This window comes from Mammaliicoccus lentus (assembly GCF_947036595.1).
Lineage (GTDB): Bacteria > Bacillota > Bacilli > Staphylococcales > Staphylococcaceae > Mammaliicoccus > Mammaliicoccus lentus.
In genome coordinates this window covers 2,046,741-2,070,129 of the sequence record NZ_OX344834.1, presented here as the reverse complement: position 1 = coordinate 2,070,129, position 23,389 = coordinate 2,046,741, and the positions used below count along the sequence as shown (strand labels likewise).

The following is a 23,389-nucleotide window of genomic DNA, read 5'->3' as shown; positions in this document are numbered from 1 at the left end:
TCCTCCGTTACATTTAGTATCATACATTTCATTATAATTAACTTTTTATAAAATGTATACCTTTAATCATGAAAACGATTTAAATATTTGGGTAAAGTTAATTGACTTGTATGTAATAGTAAAAGTATGATAAATTAGTACCTGATAATAATAACAGATTATAAGTAGGTGTCTCTAATGGATATTGGTATAAAAGGTTTTGGTGCATATTCACCAGAACGTGTAGTAACAAACGCACATTTTGAAAGTTATTTAGATACTTCAGATGAGTGGATTAGAAAAATGACAGGTATTAAAGAAAGACGTTTTGCTGCGGAGGACGAAGATACAAGTGATTTAGCATATGAAGCTGCAGTGAGAGCTATTGAAGATTCTGGTCTTGATAAAGATGAAATTGAAATGATTATAGTTGCTACTTCTACTGGAGATAAACCATTTCCAACTGTAGCTACAACATTACAAAAAAGATTAGGTTTAAATAAAATCCCTTCAATGGATCAATTAGCAGCATGTACAGGCTTCATTTATGGAATTGTTACAGCTCAACAATTTGTTAGTTCGGGACTTTATAAAAATGTCTTAGTAGTAGGTGCTGATAAATTAACAAAAATAACAGACATGAATGATCGTAGCACAGCGATTCTTTTTGGAGATGGAGCTGGAGCAGCTGTCATTGGAGAAGTATCTGAAGGAAGAGGTATACTCGGTGTTGAATTAGGTTCTGATGGGAATGGAGGACCATATTTATACCAAGATATGGACGCTAATACGATACAAATGAACGGCCGTGAAGTGTTTAAATTTGCAGTGAGAATTATGGGGGAAGCATCTACTAAAGTTGTAGAAAAAGCAGGTCTTGAACCAGAAGATGTTGATATGTTCGTGCCTCACCAAGCGAATATTAGAATTATGGAGTCAGCAAGAGATCGATTAGGTATTGAGAAAGAAAAAATGAGTGTAACTGTTGATAGATATGGCAATACTTCAGCAGCTTCAATACCCTTAAGTATTGCATATGAAATAGAACAAGGTAAAATAAAAGATAATGATACTTTAGTCCTAGTAGGATTTGGTGGCGGCCTAACTTGGGGTGCCATAACGTTACGCTGGGGTAAATAGGAGGAAATTTAATAATGACAGAAAAAAAACGTGTTGTAATGACTGGTTTAGGAACGTTAAATCCTTTGGGTAATGACGTCCCTACAACATGGAAAAATGCAATCAACGGCGAAAACGGAATAGATGAAGTCACAAGAATTGATGTATCTGAATTTCCAGCTAAATTAGCAGGTGAATTAAAAGACTTCGATATTGAAAATCACATTCCTAAAAAAGAATACCGTAAGATGGATAGATTTACTCAATATGCGATTGTAGCTGCACGTGAAGCTTTAAAAGATTCTAAATATGAAATTACTGATGAGAATAGCAACCGTGTAGGAGTATGGATTGGTTCTGGTATAGGTGGTATGGAAACTTTCGAATACTCTCATAATATGTTGTTAAAACGTGGACCAAAACGTGTAAGCCCATTTTTCGTACCTATGATGATTCCAGATATGGCTACAGGACAAGTTTCTATTGATTTAGGAGCTAAAGGGCCAAATGGTTGTACTGTTACAGCATGTGCTACAGGTACAAATTCAATTGGTGATGCTTTCAAAATCATTCAACGTGGAGATGCTGATGTTATGATAGCTGGTGGAACAGAGGCACCAATTACTGAAATGGCTATGGCTGGTTTCAGTGCTAACAAAGCATTATCTACTAATCCAGATAGAGACTCAGCATGCCGTCCATTCCAAGAAGGAAGAGATGGATTCATTATGGGAGAAGGCGCTGGAGTTGTTGTATTAGAGTCATTAGAATCAGCTAAAGCTCGTGGGGCTCATATTTATGCTGAAGTTGTTGGCTACGGTTCAACAGGTGATGCATACCATATTACAGCACCATCTCCAAATGGTGAAGGCGGTGCTAGAGCAATGCAAGCGGCTATTGAGGATGCAGGTATTAAAGCTGCAGACATTCAATATTTAAATGCTCATGGTACAAGTACACCAATTGGTGACTTATACGAAGTATTAGCAATCAACTCTACGTTTGGCGAAGCAGCTAAAAATCTTAAAATAAGTTCTACAAAATCAATGATGGGACACTTATTAGGTGCAACAGGAGCAGTAGAAGCTATTTTAACAGGCTTATCTATACAAAATGGTATCGTTGCACCAACAATAAATGCAACTTCACCAGACCCAGAAATTAACTTAGATATTACACCTAATGAAGCGGCTAATTTAGACATTGAATATGCAATGAGTAATAGCCTTGGATTTGGTGGACACAACGCAGTATTAATCTTTAAAAAATTTCAATAATATAGAACGCTGAGACATTTTTAACGAATGTCTCAGCTTTTTTGTGGATAATGTTTATTGCTTATGAATGTTGCAAGACAAGGTCCACGTGCAACATTATCGCCTCACGGTTGTTTGCTAACATTATAATGAAACAGGCTGAGACATGATTTTGTCCCAGCCTGTTTTTTACTTGTGTGTTGAACTTTTGGCGCACTCTACATAAGGAAGCGCACTAGACAACTTACGGTAATTCATTGACGATATTAATTAACACGAACAATCAGCTAAACTAAAAATCCTATTATAATAGATATGATAAAAAATACAGTACTAATAACAACAAACGGTATCACCCAATCATATACATTTCTTTCTTTAAGATTTATATCCTTCATATTTGGATTCATTACTTCATCGTCTTCTAAATATGATTGTGAAGCTTTAGATTTCATGTGAAAGTTAAATTTACGTATTGCTTGTCTAGATACTTCTCCAACACCATCCTGTTTCATTGCAATAAGCCAACTAACTGCAAATAAAATAGTCATCATATAAAAGAAAATATTACTCGCTTGATCCAAATCCTTCATAAATACTAAACATAAAATTAAAAATATGCCTATGTAACTGAAGGTAAAAATACTCCAAAATTTCATAATTACCTACCTCTAACGTTAAGAATTAATTGTATTATAACAGATTGAAAAATATTTTTTATATTTTAAGGAACTTAATAAAAATATTTGTGTAATTTTACATATGTATATTTTATGTATGCAAATACATATAAAATAATCCTTTACTTGTAAAAATAGGTAATTATTATACTAGTATTGTATATTTATACCTATTAATTGAATAATCGGGTCGCGTTGTCGCTTTATTGTGATAAAACAACAAGTAGATATTGGGTAATGCTTATTCAAAATTCAGAATATTCGTGTTGATTTAAGTTGAATAAATTCTGTATAATGTATATAAATATTTCTGAATATTAAAAGAAATATGAATTCGATAAGGGGATTGGAGGCAAAACAATGGTTAAGTACACTTTGAAACGTATTCTTTATATGTTCATATCATTGTTTTTAATTATGACGATAACATTTTTCTTAATGAAATTGTTACCGGGTTCACCGTACAACGATGAGAAATTATCAGAAGAACAAAAAGTTATTATAAACGAAAAGTATGGTTTGAATGATCCTGTATAGTACAGTATGCAAATTACCTAAAAAATGTAGCTAAAGGTGATTTCGGTATTTCATTCCAATACGATAACAGAGAAGTTTGGAGTTTAATAAAACCAAGACTAGGACCCTCTGTTGAAATGGGTACATACGCGATGATTTTAGGTACAATTACCGGACTATTGCTCGGTATAGTGGCCGCAATCAAGCAAAATACGATTATTGACTATGGAGCAACCTTCTTATCAGTTATTTTCATTTCGGTGCCGTCATTCGTTCTGGCAGTGTTGCTACAATATGTATTTGCTGTTGAATGGCAAATCTTCCCTGTAGCAGGTTGGAGTGGATTTATGACTGCAGTGTTACCATCCTTAGCTTTAGCAGCAGGTGTAACAGCAACAATTGCACGTTATATACGTTCTGAAATGATTGAGGTATTAGGCTCTGATTACATAGAATTAGCGAGAGCTAAGGGGATGTCCAGTTCAAGAGTAATATTCGGACATGCTGTACGTAATGGTTTAATTCCAATTATTACAATTATTGTTCCAATGTTAGCTGGGATTTTAACTGGTACATTGACAATTGAAAACATCTTTGGAGTGCCAGGACTAGGTGACCAGTTCGTACGTTCAATTCAAACGAATGACTATCCAGTTATTATGGCATTAACATTACTATTCAGTTTCTTATTTATAATTTCAATCTTTATTGTAGACGTATTGTATGGTCTTATTGACCCTAGAATTCGTGTTGAAGGAGGTAAAAAATAATGGCTAATAACGATCATGAGAAAGATAAATTAAACAATAGCGGTTATGACAATGCCTCAATCACACATTCTACACAAGGGGTGCCGGCTGAAAAGTTTGTTCTTCACGGTAGAGACAAAGTGGTTGAAGAGAAATTTGAAAGAAAGAGTCGTACATTCTGGCAAGATGCTTGGGCTCAACTAAAAAGTAATAAATTAGCAGTAATTGGTTTAATAGGGTTAGTACTGCTTACTTTATTATCACTAGTTGGTCCACTTATGAATGATCATAAGTTTAGTGACCAAAACGTGTCACACGCTAACTTGCCACCAAAAATACCAGTATTAGATCAAGTTCCTTTCTTGCCATTTGATGGTACAGATAGAGACGGCTTCGATGTTTACGAAAGATCTAATGTAAATGAGAACTATTGGTTTGGTACAGATGAATTAGGACGTGACTTATGGACACGTACATGGAGAGGTACGCAAGTATCATTATTCATCGGTGTAATAGCAGCAGCATTAGATATATTTATTGGGGTAATATACGGTGCTTTATCTGGCTACTTCGGTGGTAGGACGGATGATATCATGCAACGTATTTTGAGATATTATCTTCAATTCCAAACTTAATTGTTGTTATCTTGTTCGTGTTATTATTCGACCCGTCAATTTGGACAATTATTTTAGCCATGTCCGTTACAGGTTGGCTAGGTATGAGTCGTATTGTTCGTGGACAATTCTTAAAACTTAAAGAACAAGAATTCGTAATGGCTTCAAGAACATTAGGGGTATCAAATTATAAATTAATCTTTAAACATATTTTGCCAAACACGCTTGGACCAATTATTGTAACGTCAATGTTTACAGTACCAAGTGCAATATTCTTCGAAGCATTCTTAAGCTTTATTGGTCTAGGTATACCAGCACCACAAGCATCATTAGGTTCTCTAGTTGATACAGGAAGAAAGATGTTATTGATCTTCCCACATGAACTATTTGTTCCAGCTGTGGTATTAAGCTTATTAATCTTATTCTTCTATCTATTCAGTGATGGTCTAAGAGATGCCTTTGACCCTAAAATGCGTAAATAATAAGGAGGAAATGAATTATGGCTAAGAGAATTTTAGAAGTAAATAACTTAAAAGTTTCCTTCGACATTGACGCGGGGGAAGTACAAGCAGTTAGAGGTGTAGATTTTTATCTTGATAAAGGTGAAACACTCGCAATTGTTGGTGAATCTGGTTCGGGAAAATCAGTTACTACAAAAGCTTTAATGCAATTACTACCAAGTAAAGTAGGCAGAATAAAAGAAGGTTCTATTTTATTTGATGGTAAAGATTTAGCGAAGTTAGAAGAAAAAGAAATGCAAAAAATCAGAGGTAAGGAAATAGGGATGATTTTCCAAGATCCAATGACTTCATTAAATCCAACTATGAAAATAGGAAAGCAAGTTATGGAACCTCTTATTAAGCACCAAAAATTATCTAAAAGTGATGCTAAGAAAAGGGCATTAGATATTTTAGAATTAGTTGGATTGCCTAACGCAAAGAATCGTTTTAATAATTTCCCACACCAATTTTCAGGTAGACAAAGACAACGTATTGTTATTGCAACGGCATTGGCTTGTGATCCAAAAATACTCATAGCGGATGAACCTACAACTGCTTTGGACGTTACTATACAAGCTCAAATATTAGAGTTGATGAAAGAGTTACAACATAAGATTGATACATCAATTATTTTTATCACCCATGACTTAGGTGTTGTGGCAAACGTAGCTGATAGAGTGGCTGTAATGTATGGTGGACAAATTGTAGAAACAGGTTCAGTAGATGAAATTTTCTATAATCCGAAACATCCGTATACTTGGGGGCTTCTATCTTCTATGCCAAGCCTTGAAACATCTCATGAAACAGAGTTGCTTGCAATTCCTGGTACACCACCAGATTTAATAAAGCCGCCTGTAGGAGACGCGTTCGCTAGGAGAAGTGATTATGCACTGGATATCGACTACAAGGAAGAACCGCCATGGTTCCAAGTTTCACCTACACATTTCGTGAAATCTTGGTTGTTAGATGAAAGAGCACCAGAAGTAGACTTACCAGAAGCGGTTAAAAATAAATTAAAAGAAACACCTGACCAGTTTGATAAGCCGAAGCGTGTAGAAAGGGTGACGTTCTAATGGCTGAGAAAAAAGAAATATTAATCGACGTACAGAATTTGAAACAATATTTCAACGAAGGCAAGAAAAATGAAGTGAAAGCAGTAGATGATATTTCATTCCAAATATATCGTGGTGAAACATTAGGTTTAGTAGGTGAGTCTGGTTGTGGAAAATCCACAACTGGACGTACACTTATTAAATTACATGATGCAACGGATGGAAAAGTTATATTTGATAATGTTGATATTCAAAACATCAAAAAACGTAAAGATTTATTAAAGTTTAATCGACGTATGCAAATGATTTTCCAAGATCCATATGCGTCTTTAAATCCAAGATTAAAAGTAATGGATATTATTGCTGAAGGATTAGATGTACATAAATTAGTTTCTAGCAGCGAAGAACGAAAAAAGCGTGTTTACGAATTGTTGGAAACAGTAGGTTTAAATAAAGAACATGCAAATAGATATCCACATGAATTCTCTGGCGGACAAAGACAGCGTTTAGGAATAGCACGTGCTTTAGCAGTAGAACCAGAATTTATTATAGCAGATGAACCTATTTCAGCTTTAGACGTTTCAATTCAAGCACAGGTTGTTAACTTAATGCAAAGATTGCAAGAAGAAAAAGGAATTACATTCCTATTCATCGCGCATGATTTATCAATGGTTAAATATATATCAGATAGAATCGGTGTAATGTACTTTGGTAAATTGGTTGAACTTGGGCCATCAGATCAAATATATAAACATCCACAACATGAATATACTAAATCATTATTGTCAGCTATTCCATTACCAGATCCAGAATCTGAAAGAACAAGAACAAGATCATCATACGATCCTGACGTACACCAATATACTGATGATGAAGAGCTAGAATTGAGAGAAGTAGGGCCAGAGCATTACGTATATTGTTCTGAGAAAGAATTTGCTAAGAAAAAAGAAAATTACAACAAGACATTTAATTTATCAGAAGCATAATATGAACAAATAGAATTATTATTACAACTAATTATTAGTAATATTTAATAATTTAGAGAATTGTAAAATAACAATTATTTGAAAATTGTGTGAATTTCTATTGTTTTTCATACATTTTTAAAATATAATAAAATTAAAGCTTCTGAATTTTCAGAAGATAGAAAACAAGGGGGAGTAACTATATGAGGAAAAGACTTTCTGTACTCATGTCAATCTTAGTTGCAGCTGTATTAACACTTGCAGCTTGTAGTGGTGGAGGTTCCAAAAAAGATGATAGTGGAGGTAAAGGCGGCGTTAAAAGTGAAAAATCTGAAAACGTTTTAAACTTATCTTCCGGTTCAGATATTCCGACGATGGATTCGTCATTAGCAACCGACCAAGTTTCATTCTTTACATTTAACCAAACTTTAGAAGGGTTATACGTGTTAAATAAAGACGATGAACCAGAGCCTGGTGTTGCGAAAGGCGATCCAGAGAAATCGGACGATGGCAAGACTTGGACGATTAAGTTACGTGATGATGCTAAGTGGTCAAATGGAGATGCTGTAACTGCTCATGACTTTGTGTATGCTTGGCAACGTACAGTAGATCCAGATACAGCTGCTGAATATGCGTATATGTTTGAAAATATCGAAAACGCTTCAGAAATTACATCTGGTAAGAAAAAACCTGAAGAATTAGGGGTTAAAGCAATCGATGATCAAACTTTAGAAGTTAAATTAGTGAAAGACGTTCCATGGATGCAAAGTCTATTCGCATTCGGTTCATTCATGCCACAAAATGAAAAATTTGTCGAAAAACAAGGCAAGAAATTCGGTACTACAGCTGATACTACATTATCAAATGGTCCATTCAAAATGACACAATGGAAAACAGAAGATAATTGGAAACTAGAGCCAAATGATAAGTATTGGGATAAAGACAAAGTTAAACTTAAAGAGGTTAACTATAAAGTAGTAAAAGAAACACAAACAGCTATTAATTTATACCAAACAGGTAAATTAGATTCAGTAACATTAGATGCTACTAATGTAAGTAAATATAAAGATAGAGAAGACTTCTCTACTGAATTAAACTCATCTAACTTCTTCTATAGAATCAATAAAACGAAAAATAAAGATTTAGAAAATGAAGATTTAAGAAAAGCGTTTGCTAAATCAATAGACAAGAAAAAATATGTGAATTCTTTATTAAATGATGGTTCTGTACCTTCAGATAAATTAATGGTTAAAGACTTCGTTAAAGATGAAGATGGGAAAGACTACATCGATGGCGTTAAATCTCCATTAAATTATGATAAAGAAGAAGCTAAAAAACTATTAGAAAAAGCTAAAAAAGAAACGGGTAAAGATAAATTTAACATTGAGTTGTTAACATATGACCAAGATGTTTCTAAAAAAGCTGCTGAATTTGTTAAAGAACAAGTTGAACAAAACTTACCAGGCGTTACATTAAAAATTAAACAACAGCCGTTTAAACAAAAATTAGAATTAGAATCTAAAGGCGATTATGATATTTCATTTGCTGGTTGGGGTCCAGACTATCCAGATCCAACAACATTCTTAGACTTATTTAAGAAAGATAGTCCACATAACCAAACTGGATATTCAAATGCTGAATATGATAAAGCGTTAAAAGAAGCAAATACTGATGAAATGCTGAAAGAAGAAAACAGCGAAAAACGTACGAAAATGTTACAAGATGCAGAAAGTAAATTCTTAGAATCTGCTTCTATTGGGCCACTTTACCAACAAGGTGTAGCACGTTTACGTCAACCTTATGTTAAGAATTGGCAACCACATAAATTCGGTGGTGACTACTCACTTAAAGAAGTAGAAATCGCAGGATCTAAATAATCAAACAATTAAGGCAATCGATGGGAACATCGATTGCCTTTTTGTATAAGCTTCTTATTAATTAACTGAAAGCTATTAAATCACTAAATGTAAGGGGAGTAATAAAATGAAGAGAAAACTCACAGCTTTATTTGCAGTGATAATTGCGATTATATTAACGTTAGCAGCATGCGGTAGCAACGAAAAAGAAGGTAATAGCGATAATATTAAACAATCTAAATCTAAGAATGAATTAAATTTATCTTCTGGCGATGATATTCCTACTATGGATCCATCATTAGCTTCTGACCAAGTTTCATTTACGACATTTACACAAACATTAGAAGGTTTATATGTATTAGATAAAGATGATAAGCCAGTACCAGGTGTAGCAAAAGGTGAACCTGAAAAATCAAGCGATGGTAAAACATGGACGATTAAGCTACGTGATGATGCTAAATGGTCTAATGGCGATCCAGTAACAGCTCACGACTTTGTATTTGCATGGAGACGTACTGTAGATCCAGATACTGCTGCTGAATTTTCATATATGTTTGAAAATATAGAAAATGCAAAAGAAATTACAAACAGTGATAAAAAACCTGAAGAACTAGGCGTTAAAGCAATTGATGATCAAACATTAGAAATTAAACTTGTAAAAGATGTTCCATGGATGGAAAGTTTATTAGCATTCAGCTCATACATGCCGCAAAATGAAAAATTTGTAAAAAAACATGGTGATGATTTTGGTACAACAGCTGAAACAACTTTATCAAACGGCCCGTTTAAATTAACAGAATGGAAATCTGAAGATAAGTGGAAATTAGAGAAAAATGATAAATATTGGGATAAAGATAAAGTTAAACTTAAAGATGTTAATATCAAAGTTGTGAAAAATACACAAACAGCAATTAATATGTACCAAACTGGTAAGCTAGATATGGTAGGCTTGGATGCACAGAACGTAAAAAAATATAAAGATAGAGAAGACTTCTCTACCCAGTCTACTTCAGGAAGCTATTTCTTTAGAATTAACAAAGAGAAAAATAAAGATTTAGAGAATGAAGATTTAAGAAAAGCAATAGCAACATCAGTAAATAAAAAATCTTATGTCGATTCCTTATTAAACAACGGATCTAAACCATTAGATACATTAATGATTAAAGATTTCGTTAAAGATGGTAAAGGTAAAGATTATATAGATGGTGTGAAATCACCACTGGAATTTGATAAAGATGATGCTAAGAAATCACTTGAAAAAGCTAAAAAAGATTTAGGAAAAGATAAATTCACAATAGAACTCTTAACATATGATGAAGATGAATCTAAAAAAGCAGGAGAGTTCGTTAAAGAACAAGTAGAAAAAAATCTTCCAGGTGTTACATTAAAAATTAAACAACAACCTTTTAAACAGAAATTAGCATTAGAATCTAAAAAAGATTTCGATATTTCATTTGCTGGGTGGTTCCCAGATTATCCAGACCCAACAACATTCTTAGATTTATTTACATCTGATTCGCCTCATAACCAAACAGGCTATGCTAATGAAGAATATGATAAAGCATTGGAAGAAGCGAATTCAGATGAAATGCTTAAAGAAGAGAACGAAGATAAGCGAATTAAAAAATTACAAGATGCAGAAACGCAATTTTTAGATTCAGCATCTATCGCGCCGCTATTCCAAACAGGATCAGCACGTTTAAGACAGCCTTATATCAAAAATTGGCAAAACCATAAATATGGTGGAGATTATACCCTTAAAGAAGTAGAAATAAAGGGTGCTAAATAATATTTAATAGATAGAACCTTACAAAGCTTAATTGTTTTGTAAGGTTTTTTATTATCTTAAGTACAATTATTGTATATAAAAATTTCAAAAAATATAATTAATTTTTAAAATAGTAATTTAAGTTGCGACAAATTATAAATATCTTTATAATTAAAGAAAGTTCAGAAAATGACTGAATTTTCAAAAATCGAATAAGGGGATATGTTTATGAGAAAGAAGAGGTTGAGATTAATTTCATTAGTACTTTTGTCGATAACTTTAGTTTTGTCAGCATGTAGCGGGGGTGGAAAGGAAAAGAAGGACAGTGATGCTGCAGGGGATGGCAAGTCATTACGTCTTATTTCAATTTCTGATATACCATCGATGGATTCAAGTTTAGCAACAGATGCAACTTCTTTTGATGTATTGAATAACACAATGGAAGGTTTGTACAAATTAGATAAACATGATAAAGCTATTCCGGGTATAGCGAAAGGAGATCCAAAGAAATCTGATGACGGTTTAACTTGGACGATAGAATTAAGAGATGCTGAGTGGTCTAATGGAGAGAAAGTTACAGCAAATGATTTCGTTTATGCTTGGAGAAAGTTAGTTACGCCAAAGACAGCTTCTGAATATGCATTTATCATGTTTGATATCGAGAATGCTGAAGATATTAATAAAGGTAAAAAGAAACCTGAAGAGTTAGGTGTAAAAGCGGTTGATGATAAAACTTTAGAAATTAAACTTAATCGTGAATTACCTTATTATCAAGAGTTACTTACTTTCGGTTCATTTTTACCTCAAAATGAAAAATTCGTTAAAGAAAAAGGAGATAAGTACGGTACAACAGCTAAAGATACATTATATAATGGACCGTTTACTTTATCAGATTGGAAAACAGAAGATAATTATACTTTGAAGAAAAATGATAAGTATTGGGATAAAGGAAATGTAAAATTAGACAGTGTTAACTTCAAAGTTGTTAAAGAACCTCAAACAGCTTTAAATATGTATAATGCTGGTGATGTTGATGAAGCTTTAATACCAGCTGAAAACGTAAATAAATATAAAGAAGATAAAGCTTATAATACCGAACTAGAAGCTAGAGTTTACTTTATGAGAATGAATCAAAAGGATGTACCAGAATTTAAAAATAAAGATTTAAGAATGGCAATTGCTCAATCGATTGATAGAGAACAATATGTTAAGAGTAATTTAAACAATGGTTCTAAACCAGCTAAAACATTAGTTCCGACCGAATTTGTAAAAGATACTAAAGGTAAAGATTATACTAAAGGCGTCGAAACAGAAAATAAATTTGATAAAGAATCAGCTAAAAAGCATTTAGAAAAAGCTAAAAAAGATCTTGGTAAAGATGAATTTACATTTGAATTATTAACTTATGATCAAGACAATGCCAAGAAAGACGCTGAGTACTTTAAAGAACAAATCGAACAAAATTTACCTGGTGTAAAAATTAAAGTTAAACAGCAACCGTTTAAACAAAAATTAAAATTAGAATCAAGTATGGATTATCAAATTTCATTTGGAAGATGGGCTCCTGATTATCCAGATGCTATGTCATTCCTAGAATTATTTACTAGCGATAATGTTATGAATGAAACTGGATGGAAAAACAAAGAATATGATAAGAAAATTGAGGATTCAGGAAATAAACTACTGAAGAAAGAGCAAGAACGTGTTGAAGCAATGCAAGATGCTGAGTCATTGTTATTAGATGAAGCGACTATTATACCTATTTACCAACAAGGTAATGCACGTTTAACTCAAAGTTATGTTAATGACATTGAAAGACATAAGTTTGGGGGAGACACAGACTTAAAGCATGCAAGTAAGCAAAAGTAACAAATCATAGTTTAAATAAATAGAAACTAAGGGGATGAGTTACATGTCAAAAGGTATAAAAATTTTATCGATATTGTTAACTGCAGTTTTAGTATTGAGTGCTTGTTCATCAGGAGGAAGCGGTGGAAAAAGTTCAAAAGATGGGCAAACATTAAACCTCCAAATCAATGGAGATGTTCCAACAATGGATTCTGCAATGGCTACTGATGGACTTTCATTTGATATGTTTTTCCAAACGATGGAAGGTTTGTATACATTAGATAAAGACGATAAAGCTATTCCGGCTGTCGCTAAAGGGGAGCCGAAAATCACTAACGACGGTAAAAAGTGGACAGTTAAATTAAGAGAAAATGCTAAATGGTCTAATGGAGACCCAGTTACAGCAAATGATTTCGTATATGCTTGGAGAAAAGTAGTTGATCCAGATACTGCATCTGAATATGCTTATATACTATTCGACATTAAAAATGCAGAAGAAGTCAATTCTGGAGATAAGAAGCCAGAAGAACTTGGTGTAAAAGCTATAGATGACCACACATTAGAGTTCGAATTAACGAAGTCATTACCATACTATAAAGAATTACTTTCATTCGGTACGTTTATGCCGCAAAATAAAAAATTCGTTGAGAAACAAGGCGATAAATATGGTACAACTTTGAAAAACACATTATATAATGGTCCTTTCAAAATGACTGAATGGAAAACAGATGACAAAGTTACACTTGAGAAAAACGATGAGTACTGGGATAAAGATAAAGTTAAATTGGATAAAGTTAATTACAAAGTTGTAAAAGAAGCTTCTACTGCAGTAAATTTATACGAAACAAATAAATTAGACATTGTTGAATTACCTGCAGAACAAGTTAATAAATATAAAGATGATAAAGGATACACAACGGAATTAGATACAATAACTTATTATTTCAAATTAAACGAAGATAAAGTTCCAGAATTTAAAAACGAAGACTTTAGATTAGCATTTGCAAAAGCAATTGATAAAAAAGCTTATGTAAAAAATAATTTAAATAACGGATCTATTCCAGCTGATAACTTTGTGCCAAAAGACTTTGTTAAAGACAGTAAAGGTAATGAATACCAAGATGGCGTTAAAAATGAAAATCACTACAATGTGAAAGAAGCTAAAGAACATTTTGAAAAAGCTAAAAAAGAATTAGGGAAAGATGAATTTACGATTGAATTAATGACATACGACAAAGATACAGCTAAAAGAGATGCTGAATACTTCAAAGAACAACTTGAGAAAAATTTAGATGGTGTAAATATTAAAATTAAACAACAACCATTTAAACAAAAACTAGATGTTGTTTCTAAAGGACAATATGAAATGTCATTAGAAAACTGGATACCAGACTATCCTGACCCGATGACATTCTTAGAGCTTTATGTAACAGATGGTTCACATAACAACACAGGCTGGTCTAATAAAGAATATGACAAAATTATTAAAGCAGCAGACTCATCACTAGCTGAAAATCCAGATAAACGACTAAAAGAATTACAACGAGCAGAAGGTATGTTGTTAAACGAAGCGGGCATAGTACCACTTTATCAAGTTGGTGTAGCTCAACTACAAAAACCAAATGTTAAAAACGTCGTTAATCACCAATTTGGTGGGGTATCTACATTGAAAGAAGCATATATTGAAAAATAAAAAATAATGCACAAATATTAAATAAGAGTTACTCATTTAGACTATGATGTCTAGACGAGTAACTCTTTTTATTATGGAAGTAACAATAAAGATTTTTATTATAATTAAGAATTAATTTACGAAATCTAGTGTGTAGTATTAACATCGCTGTCATTATGAATACATTGAGGACCCCGTTATTGACACGTTTGGTAAGAATAGTCAATAAGACTACCGTTATTGTCTCATAAAGTTGTTCCTAAATTATATTATATATTGGCAGTAGTTGATTGGATTGAAAATGCGTTCAAATCAAGCTTTTTCAACATTGCCAGTGTCGTCTATGAAAACTTTGTATAAAAAATTGAAAGTTATAACGAATTTGTCTAGTGCTGTCACTTAGTAGGATAGTATGAGTATGTGACTACTGGATCAAACTATATCAAGTGCAACCATGTATGAACAAAATTATAGATTTAAAAAATAAGCATATCACTTACAAACTGTATTAATCAGTTAAGTGATATGCTTATTTATTTTGAGTTAGGATTGATCTTCTAGTCTCATAATTTTATGATTATTTTCTTTTTCTACCTAATCCCATTGCATTTTCCATTTTTTTAAGCGTCTTATTAGCGACTTTACTAGCTTTATCTCTACCTTGATCAAGAATTTCGTCTAGAATATCTTTGTTTTCATAGAAATAGTTATATTTTTCTTGGAAGTCTGTTAAGAATCGTTTAACTTCTTCTGATAAATCGGTTTTAAAATCTCCATAACCTTTGCCCTCATATTGTGCTTCTAATTCTTCAACAGTTTGACCTGTGATACTAGAGTATATGACAAGTAGGTTACTGATGCCTGGTTTGTTCTCTTTATCGTATTTAACAATACCATCAGAGTCAGTTACGGCACTTTTTATTTTTTTAGCGGCAACGTTTGGTTCATCTAATAATGAAATAAAGTTTTTCTGATTATCATCACTTTTACTCATTTTTTTAGTTGGATCTTGTAAGCTCATAATTCTTGCACCGAATTTCGGCATATGAATAGAAGGTTTAGTTAAAATATCATTGTATTTAGTATTAAAACGATCTACTACATTTCTAGTTAATTCTAAATGTTGTTTTTGATCGTCGCCCACTGGAACGATATTTGTATTATATAGTACAATATCAGCTGCCATTAAAGGTGGGTAAGTTAATAAACCTGCTGGGATACCTTGAAATTGTTTCTGAGCTTTATCCTTATATTGTGTCATTCTTTCCAATTCACCAATTGAAGATATTGTTGTTAAAATCCAACCTGCTTGAATGTGAGCAGGTACTTCAGATTGGATAAATAATGTTGCTTTCTCATGGTCGATTCCGGAAGCTAAATAAATAGCTGCTAACTTACGTGTGTTTTCACGTAATTTTAGTCGATCTTGAGGTACTGTTATTGCATGTTGATCTACAATACAGAAATAGCAATCATAATTATATTGAATTTCATTGAATTGTTTCAGCGCACCAATGTAATTTCCTATTGTAGGAATCCCACTAGGTTGGATGCCAGAGAATAAAGTTTCCATTAAAAAAATGCCTCTTTTCTACATAATTTCTTTCTACTATTATAACAGTATTTTATTAATTTGTAAGTTGTGTTATTCTTAATGAGTAGGTAAATGCGCAATTTACACTGAATTAATCAATAATTTATTCGCTTTTTAATGAATTATTAGTTTTTTCTCATTTAATTTTAATCTTTGAGTTATATAATATATTTATAGCGTTAAGATAGGAATTAAACAAAGTGAGCATTTATGTTTAACCTAGTGCTATATAGGGTAAATGATATATAAGTGGAATATAATCTTATAAAGTTCACTGACGTTTAACATAAATAATATTCAATTAGGAGAGTGAGATGTATGGTAACATTATTTACTTCACCAAGTTGCACATCTTGCCGTAAAGCGAAAGCATGGTTACAAGAACATGACATTCCGTATACGGAGCGTAATATTTTTTCAGAACACTTAACATTAGATGAAATTAAATCAATCTTAAAAATGACAGAAGACGGAACAGATGAAATTATTTCAACTCGTTCTAAAACATATCAAAAATTAAATGTGGATATCGATGCATTACCACTACAAGAACTATATACAATTATTCAAGATAACCCAGGACTATTACGTCGTCCAATTATCTTAGATGATAAACGTCTACAAGTTGGTTATAACGAAGATGAAATTCGTCGTTTCTTACCACGCAAAGTGCGTACATTCCAACTTTTAGAAGCTCAACGTATGGTTGACTAATTTGGTCTAATATTAGAATTATGGCTCCTGTTTACAGGGGCTATTTTTGTGTATAAAAATAAAAGAAAATAGTTCGAACAAATTACTGTTAAAATGTAAGAGTTTATAATACAATGGATGTACTATTCCTAGAGTAAGGGAGTGTGACATTATGAGAATAGAACGAATTGATGAAACAACGGTAAAATTATTTATAACTTATCAAGACATCGAAGCGCGAGGTTTCAAGAGAGAAGATTTATGGACCAACCGCAAACGTGGTGAAGAATTTTTCTGGTCAATGATGGATGAAATTAATGACGAAGAAGAATTCGTAGTCGAAGGCCCGTTATGGATTCAAGTGCATGCATTCGAAAAGGGTGTAGAAGTTACAGTTTCTAAGTCTAAAGGCGATGAACTGTTAAATATGACTGATGAAGAATCTAATGAACAATTAGAATATCAAGTCAATGATTTCTTATCTCAAGCACTCGATTCCGATCAAAATATTGGAGAACTCTTAAACGATCAAGATGAAGAAACTAGAAAGCAATTTGTTCCTAAAGATATAGGATTGCTTGTTAGATTTGAAGAGTTAGAAGATATTATTGAATATGCACATTATAATGAACATAAAGACTTAGTATTTACAGACTTATTATATATGTTAGACAACAAATATTATTATTATGTACAATTTGATCAAATAGATAACGAAGAAATTATTAATGATTTCTACGGACAACTATTAGAGTATGCAAATCCAACTCAAGTGTCTAAATTATATTTAGATGATTATGCTAAGGTTGTTATGAGTTATAATGTAATGGGTCAAATCACGAGATATTTTGAACCAAAAAATCAAATTAAAAATAAGTAATTTTAACACCTCTTTACGTTTAATAAAGTAAAGAGGTGTTTTTTTATGCTTATGGGATTAAATACTAGAAATGAACTTGTATATGCTCAACATGCAAAATCCAATGAATTGTATAGATGTCCTGAATGTAATTCAGAGTTAATTCTTAGACGTGGAAAGCATACTATTGCTCATTTTGCTCATAAATCTAATAGTTATTGTTTAAAAAACGTTTATAAGAAAGAAACTTTAGCCCATTTAGCATCTAAGCACCACATTTATTCAAGTTTAAATAAGAAAGTACAAATAGACATGGAATATTATTTGCATGAAATCGAACAAATACCAGACATATTGATAAATCGTAACCTTGTTATAGAGTTTCAATATTCACCAATTAATCTAGAGTTGTTAGGTAGCAGAACAGCAGGATTTAGGGCTTTAAATTTAAATGTGATTTGGATAAGTAAACCGGCAAATGAGTATAATGGGATATTAAAGTTAAGTTATTTTGAAGCTGCTCTCATCAATCATACGCATCGAACACTTATTACATATGATTATAATCGTAAGTTGCTAATTAAATATGATCAATTACAATCATTAGATATTTCCCATTTTATTTTTAGAAAGAATATCATAAAATGGGAAGATTTATTACAAGCACATAATGTATCAAGAGTGCCAACATTTCTTTTGAATGATAATTTTTATAATAATTATCTTGGAAAATGTAGACAAACAAGAAGTGTTTTAGAACCAACTTTATCCTTATTATATCAATCTGGTCTCATACATAAGAATAGACCTAAATTTTTAGGAATAATTGTACCTGAACAATTATATATTTTAACGAATGCTATAACGTGGCAATGTTATTTATATTTAGAAATTAATAAAGGTACGTTTACTTTTGAACGTTTTAATTCTTTCATTAAATTTAGAACTTTTAATAATGTGAACTATTCCAAGGAAGACATTTTAAAAAGCGCCTTGAAGTCATATTTATCAATACTTAATAAAATGACTTTATCACGTGCAAAAAAATGAGATTAATGAGAAAATTATTAATATGAATGTCAAAGGAGGCTATTAATATGGCAAAATTAATTACTAGGGAAGAACAAGAAGAAAAGTACACTTGGGATTTAACAACAATATTTTCTTCAGATGAAGCATACGAAGAAGCTTTCAATGAATTAGAGTCTTATTTAGGGAAAGAACAACAGTATAAAGGACATTTGAAAGATAATGCTGAAACACTATATAACGCTCTATTATTAGATAGTGAAATTGACGAGAAATTAGGTAAAGTATATGTCTATGCACATTTAAAGCACGATCAAGATACTGCTAATGATAAATACGCTGGATATGAAGCAAAAGCTGCAACTTTAGCTAATAAATTTGCAAGTGCTTGGAGCTTTATTTTACCTGAATTAATGTCTATAGATGAAGATACATTAAATCAATTCGTTGAATCACATGACGGATTAAAGAGATACCGATTTGATATTGAAAAATTAAATAAAAAGAGACCTCATATTTTAGGCGATAAAGAAGAAAAAATATTAGCTGAAGCGGGCGAAGCATTGCAAACGCCAAGTAATGTTTTCGGTATGTTCAATAATGCTGATTTAACATTTAAACCAGCAATTGATAAAGATGGTAATGAACACGAATTAACGCAAGGAACATATATAAAACTATTAGAATCTGAAGATAGAGTATTAAGAAAATCAGCATACGATAATGTATATGAAGCTTATGGTAGTCATAATAATACTTTAACAGCTACTTTAAGTGGTAAAGTAAAAACAGCTATATTCAGTTCTAAAGTACGCAATTATGATTCTGCTAGACAACAAGCATTATCTAATAATTTCATACCAGAAGATGTATACGATAACTTAATTGAAACTGTACATAAGCATCTACCTTTATTACACCGTTATACAGAATTAAGAAAAGAATTATTAGGTTTAGACGAAATGCATATGTATGATATGTATACACCATTAGTTCAAGATTCTTCATTTGATATGCCTTACGAAGAAGCTAAAGATTGGATGGTTAAAGCATTACAACCAATGGGGCAAGAATATATAGAAGTTGTTGAAGAAGGATTGAATAATAGATGGGTAGACGTTTATGAGAATAAAGGTAAACGTTCAGGTGGTTATTCATCTGGTGCACATTTAACTAATCCATTTATTTTATTAAACTGGACAGATTCAATTTCTGACTTATTTACGCTAATTCATGAATTCGGACATTCTGCTCATAGTTACTTTAGTCGTAAACATCAATTATCAAATGAAAGTGATTATTCAATCTTTGTAGCAGAAGTTGCATCTACAACAAACGAAGCACTTTTAAGTGAATACATGGATAAAAACTTAGAAGATCCTGAAAAACGTAAATATTTATTAAACCAAGAACTTGAAAGATTTAGAGCAACATTATTCAGACAAACAATGTTTGCTGAATTCGAATATTTAATCCATAAAATTGTAGAAGACGGCGAACCTTTAACGGCTGAAAGATTAAATAATGAATATGCTGAACTTAATAAAAAGTATTTTGGTGATGCCGTTATAACAGATGACAATATTGCTAAAGAGTGGTCTCGTATCCCACACTTCTATTATAATTTCTATGTTTATCAATATGCTACAGGATATAGTGCTGCACAAGCATTAAGCAAACAAATTTTAGAAGAGGGCGAACCAGCTGTTAAAAGATATATCAATGAATTCTTAAAAGCAGGAAGCTCAGATTATCCAATTGAAGTATTGAAAAAAGCTGGTGTCGATATGACATCTACACAACCAATCGAAGAAGCGATGGAAGTATTTGAAGAGAAATTAAATGCCTTTGAAAAACTGGTTAAAGGCGAATAAAAGCATGTACACGTTTCCAATATGACAAGTGTGTGACAAATAGAAAAATACGATGTTTTCTGTTGAATTATGTGTACATAGCATGTTATATTACGTATATGAAATTAATCACATAACAAACATACCCCTTTGTTTGAAGTGAAAAATTTCTCCCATCCCCTTTGTTTAAGCACCGTGTAATCAGACACGGTGTTTTTTATTTATTCGTTCATAGTTAACATCCCAAAAGTTATCTATTAGGCAATAGCCCAAAAGATTAATTAATCTTTCATGCATGAGTATGGGTGATTAAAATTCATACTCAAATTAAAAGGATTTATCCGTAGGTTTTCACTTAATGGATAAATCCTTTTTTATTTTTGTATTAATAAGTAAGAATGTGATTTTGCGAATCAATAATATAAAAATAGTGACCTCTCGAAAGTTGCAAGACAAAGCCCACGTGCAACATATTGCCCCCGGATGTTGCAAGACGAAGCTCACGTGCAACATATTGCCCCTGGATGTTGCAAGAGAATGTCGACGTGCAATATAGCACCTCCGAAAGTTGCAAGAGAAGATCGACGTGCAACATTTTGCCTCCGAAAGTTGCAAGACAAAGCTCACGTGCAACATAGAGCACTTCTTATCCCTAGATTTCTGAATAAAAGTGAATTATCATCGCTCCTCATACAAAAAAACAGCCAAAATTCTTATTATCTAAAGAATTTCGGCTGTTTTTATAATGCTTTCCCAATCCCGTTTGATTTGAGTCTAATAAACTTATTGTCCAAGGCTCAGTTTGTATATTTCATTTCTTATATTTCCAGAAGTCTCCATGAATAGATTCTTGTTGTTCAATGTAACCTTGTAATTGTAATTTTTTAAGTTCTCTTTTTACAATTTTCTCTGGCCACTCATATATTGTTGCTATTTCTTGCTCGGAAACGAGTTTTTGTGATTGTATATATTCGATTAGTTTAGGTGGAAGTTGTTTCTCAACTTCTGTCCCGATTAATTCTTGAATGATATACGTATAAATATGATAAGGATATGTTCCTTCGACTTTTAAACCTTCTGAATGTATATCTTCATTAAAGAATACAAGGGAAGGTGTCATATTTACATCCATTTCTCGAGCAATATGCATGTCCGTCTGTAGGCTTTCTGTTAAAGCTTGTTCTTTTAAATCATTTATAAAAACAGATAAGTCTATTCCCGATTTAAAAGCGCATTTTCTAATAAGTTCTGTTGTAATAATTTTTTCATGAGGTATAATCTCATTCTGAATTAAATTTAAAAATCTTGTAGCTCGATTATGTCCTTGTAATTCAGCAGCTTTAAAAGCTAGTGCTATATTATCAAATTCACATGTACTTTGAGCCTGACATTTAGTTAATACTTTAAGAGATGGGTTCAAAATCTGACGAATCTTTACGTATTTTTGATATTCTATTTTTAACTTTGCTAATGTAGAAGAAAGATTAAAACAATCTTCGCAAAATGGATCGAAAAATGAATATATTTCTATTTTGCTTGCTGGTGTTAAATCAGCATTACTTTGTTCATTAGCATGGATTAATCTTAATTCTTCGGCCATATTATCCACCTTCAACTATATTAAGCGTTAACCATGTGATTTGCAGTTAGCTTAAGTCTTTCAAATAAATATTCTTGTATATCTCTTTCTAAATGAGATGTCGTAAGTGCTTTTTCCATATTTTCTAACCATGCATCTCGTTCTTTAGTTGTTATTTTAAAAGGCATGTGACGTTGACGTAACATAGGGTGTCCATGTTCTTCTGTATATAAAGCAGGACCACCTAAAAATTGTGTTAAGAATTGTTTTTGTTTACGACTTGTTTCTGCAAAGTCACCAGGGAAAAGATGATTAATCCGTGTATCCCTTTCTACAAGGTAATAAAAGTGATCAATCATGTCGTATAAATCTTTGGGGTCGATTACTTCATATGGAGTCATAATTTCACCTTTTCTTGCTTATTTCAATCTTGATAATATTAATATAACATGTTCTTATATATTTAAAAGTAATTCGACTTGTAATCAAAACAAATTCATGTTGATTGACTTTGGGCGTCAAAAAAGCGTTTCACTTTGTTATCTGGTTTACGATTTTCAATTTGATGTTCAGCAAGTAGCTCTAAAAAGGCTTCTTTTCCTTTATTATAGTCTGTTACTTCAAATTCCAATTCGAAATCTTCTTTCCCTAAATATTCGCTATGATCTAAAACGAGAAGGCCTGTATCTAGGCTTTTTTCTAATCTATATGTGGTTAAGTCGCCCAAGAGCTTTAGTTCATTTAAGGGAACTTGTTGTTTATTTAATATTTCAGAAATATTTTTTGGTAAAAAATGTTTGTCTAACGGTTCATTTATTGGTGGTAAACTGTCTACTACTTCGTTGTACTCTAGTAAACCCACTTTTTGTGGTACTTTTAAAGTCATTTCATATTGCTTGTTTTTCTCACGTATTCTTAGTGCCATTTTTTGAGAAATGATATCGTGGTTTTCTGTATCTATGTAGTGATTTGTTTGTTTAAACGGTTCGTTTTGTTTAAAATAATATTGTTTTAATGATGAATATTCTTCTTGAGTAAGTAAATTTTTAAACTCTATTTCTAATTCTTGTCCCATTGTCTTTAACACTTCCTTTAATACTATTATTATAGAAGATAATAGGTTAAACAAGTAATTATGTAAAAATAGAGTCATGTTATGAATCTTTAAATTAAAATGTGTTAAAATGAATGGGAATAAGGAGGAACAG

The 23,389-nt window shown here is 32.0% G+C and carries 17 protein-coding genes and 2 pseudogenes; 14 read left to right on the top strand and 5 right to left on the bottom strand.

All coding sequences use genetic code 11. The annotated features are described in order from the left end of the window. Positions 1-177 precede the first annotated feature (177 nt). The gene (locus ACNMOQ_RS10225) at positions 178-1,119 is read left to right on the top strand and encodes a beta-ketoacyl-ACP synthase III (protein ID WP_064205090.1); all 942 of its coding nucleotides are present in this window, start codon (positions 178-180) and stop codon (positions 1,117-1,119) included. Positions 1,120-1,133: 14 nt separating this feature from the next. Next, the gene (fabF, locus tag ACNMOQ_RS10220) at positions 1,134-2,375 is read left to right on the top strand and encodes a beta-ketoacyl-ACP synthase II (RefSeq protein WP_218707351.1); all 1,242 of its coding nucleotides are present in this window, start codon (positions 1,134-1,136) and stop codon (positions 2,373-2,375) included. Between the two features lie 266 nt (positions 2,376-2,641). Here fabF and ACNMOQ_RS10215 read toward each other — a convergent pair whose 3' ends face one another. Further along, positions 2,642-2,947, bottom strand: a complete 306-nt coding sequence (locus ACNMOQ_RS10215) for a DUF3899 domain-containing protein (RefSeq protein ID WP_275044887.1) — start codon at positions 2,945-2,947, stop codon at positions 2,642-2,644. A gap of 447 nt (positions 2,948-3,394) precedes the next feature. Here ACNMOQ_RS10215 and opp3b point away from each other — a divergent pair. The 8 genes and pseudogenes from opp3b to ACNMOQ_RS10175 all read left to right on the top strand — a co-directional run bounded on the left by opp3b (position 3,395) and on the right by ACNMOQ_RS10175 (position 14,595). Beyond that, positions 3,395-4,320: pseudogene (gene opp3b / locus ACNMOQ_RS10210) on the top strand (oligopeptide ABC transporter permease). Continuing rightward, positions 4,320-5,395: pseudogene (gene opp3C / locus ACNMOQ_RS10205) on the top strand (oligopeptide ABC transporter permease). Before opp3b ends, opp3C begins: the two co-directional pseudogenes overlap by 1 nt. Before the next feature lie 17 nt (positions 5,396-5,412). Beyond that, positions 5,413-6,486 (top strand): ABC transporter ATP-binding protein, encoded by a 1,074-nt coding sequence (locus ACNMOQ_RS10200; protein ID WP_416349802.1) that lies wholly within the window; start codon positions 5,413-5,415, stop codon positions 6,484-6,486. Then, complete coding sequence (locus tag ACNMOQ_RS10195) at positions 6,486-7,451, top strand: ABC transporter ATP-binding protein (protein ID WP_064204850.1); 966 nt, start codon at positions 6,486-6,488, stop codon at positions 7,449-7,451. The genes ACNMOQ_RS10200 and ACNMOQ_RS10195 overlap by 1 nt, the downstream gene beginning before the upstream one ends. Positions 7,452-7,633: 182 nt before the next feature. Further along, positions 7,634-9,307, top strand: a complete 1,674-nt coding sequence (locus tag ACNMOQ_RS10190; RefSeq protein WP_416349801.1) for a peptide ABC transporter substrate-binding protein — start codon at positions 7,634-7,636, stop codon at positions 9,305-9,307. 106 nt (positions 9,308-9,413) lie between these two features. Next, positions 9,414-11,075 (top strand): peptide ABC transporter substrate-binding protein, encoded by a 1,662-nt coding sequence (locus ACNMOQ_RS10185; protein ID WP_239706379.1) that lies wholly within the window; start codon positions 9,414-9,416, stop codon positions 11,073-11,075. 207 nt (positions 11,076-11,282) lie between these two features. Then, entirely contained in the window at positions 11,283-12,923 is a 1,641-nt protein-coding gene (locus ACNMOQ_RS10180) for a peptide ABC transporter substrate-binding protein (protein WP_282862775.1), read from the top strand. A gap of 43 nt (positions 12,924-12,966) precedes the next feature. Further along, complete coding sequence (locus ACNMOQ_RS10175) at positions 12,967-14,595, top strand: peptide ABC transporter substrate-binding protein (RefSeq protein WP_064204854.1); 1,629 nt, start codon at positions 12,967-12,969, stop codon at positions 14,593-14,595. Positions 14,596-15,151: 556 nt separating this feature from the next. Here the strand turns inward: ACNMOQ_RS10175 and trpS are convergent. Beyond that, a complete protein-coding gene (gene trpS / locus ACNMOQ_RS10170; RefSeq protein ID WP_064204855.1) occupies positions 15,152-16,147 on the bottom strand; it encodes a tryptophan--tRNA ligase in 996 nt (331 codons plus the stop codon). Positions 16,148-16,486: 339 nt separating this feature from the next. On the opposite strand from trpS, the gene spxA reads away from it, so the two are divergent. The 4 genes from spxA (at position 16,487) to pepF (ending at position 20,623) form a co-directional block, all read left to right on the top strand. Then, a complete protein-coding gene (spxA, locus tag ACNMOQ_RS10165; RefSeq protein ID WP_016999380.1) occupies positions 16,487-16,882 on the top strand; it encodes a transcriptional regulator SpxA in 396 nt (131 codons plus the stop codon). A gap of 151 nt (positions 16,883-17,033) precedes the next feature. Continuing rightward, positions 17,034-17,741 carry an adaptor protein MecA gene (gene mecA, locus ACNMOQ_RS10160; RefSeq protein ID WP_016999379.1) on the top strand — a complete coding sequence of 236 codons (708 nt, stop codon included), beginning with the start codon at positions 17,034-17,036 and terminating at the stop codon, positions 17,739-17,741. Positions 17,742-17,786: 45 nt separating this feature from the next. After that, positions 17,787-18,770, top strand: coding sequence for a competence protein CoiA (locus ACNMOQ_RS10155; protein ID WP_135022200.1), 984 nt, complete (start codon positions 17,787-17,789; stop codon positions 18,768-18,770). A 47-nt stretch (positions 18,771-18,817) separates the two neighbouring features. Further along, positions 18,818-20,623: an oligoendopeptidase F gene (pepF, locus tag ACNMOQ_RS10150; protein ID WP_218688109.1), complete on the top strand. Its 1,806-nt coding sequence runs from the start codon at positions 18,818-18,820 to the stop codon at positions 20,621-20,623. A 790-nt stretch (positions 20,624-21,413) separates the two neighbouring features. Here the strand turns inward: pepF and ACNMOQ_RS10145 are convergent. The 3 genes from ACNMOQ_RS10145 to ACNMOQ_RS10135 all read right to left on the bottom strand — a co-directional run bounded on the left by ACNMOQ_RS10145 (position 21,414) and on the right by ACNMOQ_RS10135 (position 23,256). After that, positions 21,414-22,202: a DsbA family protein gene (locus tag ACNMOQ_RS10145; protein WP_016999376.1), complete on the bottom strand. Its 789-nt coding sequence runs from the start codon at positions 22,200-22,202 to the stop codon at positions 21,414-21,416. 20 nt (positions 22,203-22,222) lie between these two features. After that, positions 22,223-22,582 (bottom strand): globin domain-containing protein, encoded by a 360-nt coding sequence (locus tag ACNMOQ_RS10140; RefSeq protein ID WP_064204858.1) that lies wholly within the window; start codon positions 22,580-22,582, stop codon positions 22,223-22,225. A gap of 95 nt (positions 22,583-22,677) precedes the next feature. Further along, positions 22,678-23,256 (bottom strand): CYTH domain-containing protein, encoded by a 579-nt coding sequence (locus tag ACNMOQ_RS10135; RefSeq protein WP_064204859.1) that lies wholly within the window; start codon positions 23,254-23,256, stop codon positions 22,678-22,680. Between the last annotated feature and the right edge of the window lie 133 nt (positions 23,257-23,389).

Excerpts from the sequence above, each read along its gene's own strand:
- trpS (WP_064204855.1), bottom strand. The coding sequence starts at position 16,147 with ATGGAAACTTTATTCTCTGGCATCCAACCTAGTGGGATTCCTACAATA.
- ACNMOQ_RS10200 (WP_416349802.1), top strand. The coding sequence starts at position 5,413 with ATGGCTAAGAGAATTTTAGAAGTAAATAACTTAAAAGTTTCCTTCGAC.
- ACNMOQ_RS10225 (WP_064205090.1), top strand. The coding sequence starts at position 178 with ATGGATATTGGTATAAAAGGTTTTGGTGCATATTCACCAGAACGTGTA.
- ACNMOQ_RS10155 (WP_135022200.1), top strand. The coding sequence starts at position 17,787 with ATGCTTATGGGATTAAATACTAGAAATGAACTTGTATATGCTCAACAT.
- ACNMOQ_RS10215 (WP_275044887.1), bottom strand. The coding sequence starts at position 2,947 with ATGAAGGATTTGGATCAAGCGAGTAATATTTTCTTTTATATGATGACT.
- mecA (WP_016999379.1), top strand. The coding sequence starts at position 17,034 with ATGAGAATAGAACGAATTGATGAAACAACGGTAAAATTATTTATAACT.
- ACNMOQ_RS10195 (WP_064204850.1), top strand. The coding sequence starts at position 6,486 with ATGGCTGAGAAAAAAGAAATATTAATCGACGTACAGAATTTGAAACAA.
- ACNMOQ_RS10175 (WP_064204854.1), top strand. The coding sequence starts at position 12,967 with ATGTCAAAAGGTATAAAAATTTTATCGATATTGTTAACTGCAGTTTTA.
- pepF (WP_218688109.1), top strand. The coding sequence starts at position 18,818 with ATGGCAAAATTAATTACTAGGGAAGAACAAGAAGAAAAGTACACTTGG.
- fabF (WP_218707351.1), top strand. The coding sequence starts at position 1,134 with ATGACAGAAAAAAAACGTGTTGTAATGACTGGTTTAGGAACGTTAAAT.
- spxA (WP_016999380.1), top strand. The coding sequence starts at position 16,487 with ATGGTAACATTATTTACTTCACCAAGTTGCACATCTTGCCGTAAAGCG.
- ACNMOQ_RS10185 (WP_239706379.1), top strand. The coding sequence starts at position 9,414 with ATGAAGAGAAAACTCACAGCTTTATTTGCAGTGATAATTGCGATTATA.
- ACNMOQ_RS10140 (WP_064204858.1), bottom strand. The coding sequence starts at position 22,582 with ATGACTCCATATGAAGTAATCGACCCCAAAGATTTATACGACATGATT.
- ACNMOQ_RS10145 (WP_016999376.1), bottom strand. The coding sequence starts at position 22,202 with ATGGCCGAAGAATTAAGATTAATCCATGCTAATGAACAAAGTAATGCT.
- ACNMOQ_RS10190 (WP_416349801.1), top strand. The coding sequence starts at position 7,634 with ATGAGGAAAAGACTTTCTGTACTCATGTCAATCTTAGTTGCAGCTGTA.
- ACNMOQ_RS10180 (WP_282862775.1), top strand. The coding sequence starts at position 11,283 with ATGAGAAAGAAGAGGTTGAGATTAATTTCATTAGTACTTTTGTCGATA.
- ACNMOQ_RS10135 (WP_064204859.1), bottom strand. The coding sequence starts at position 23,256 with ATGGGACAAGAATTAGAAATAGAGTTTAAAAATTTACTTACTCAAGAA.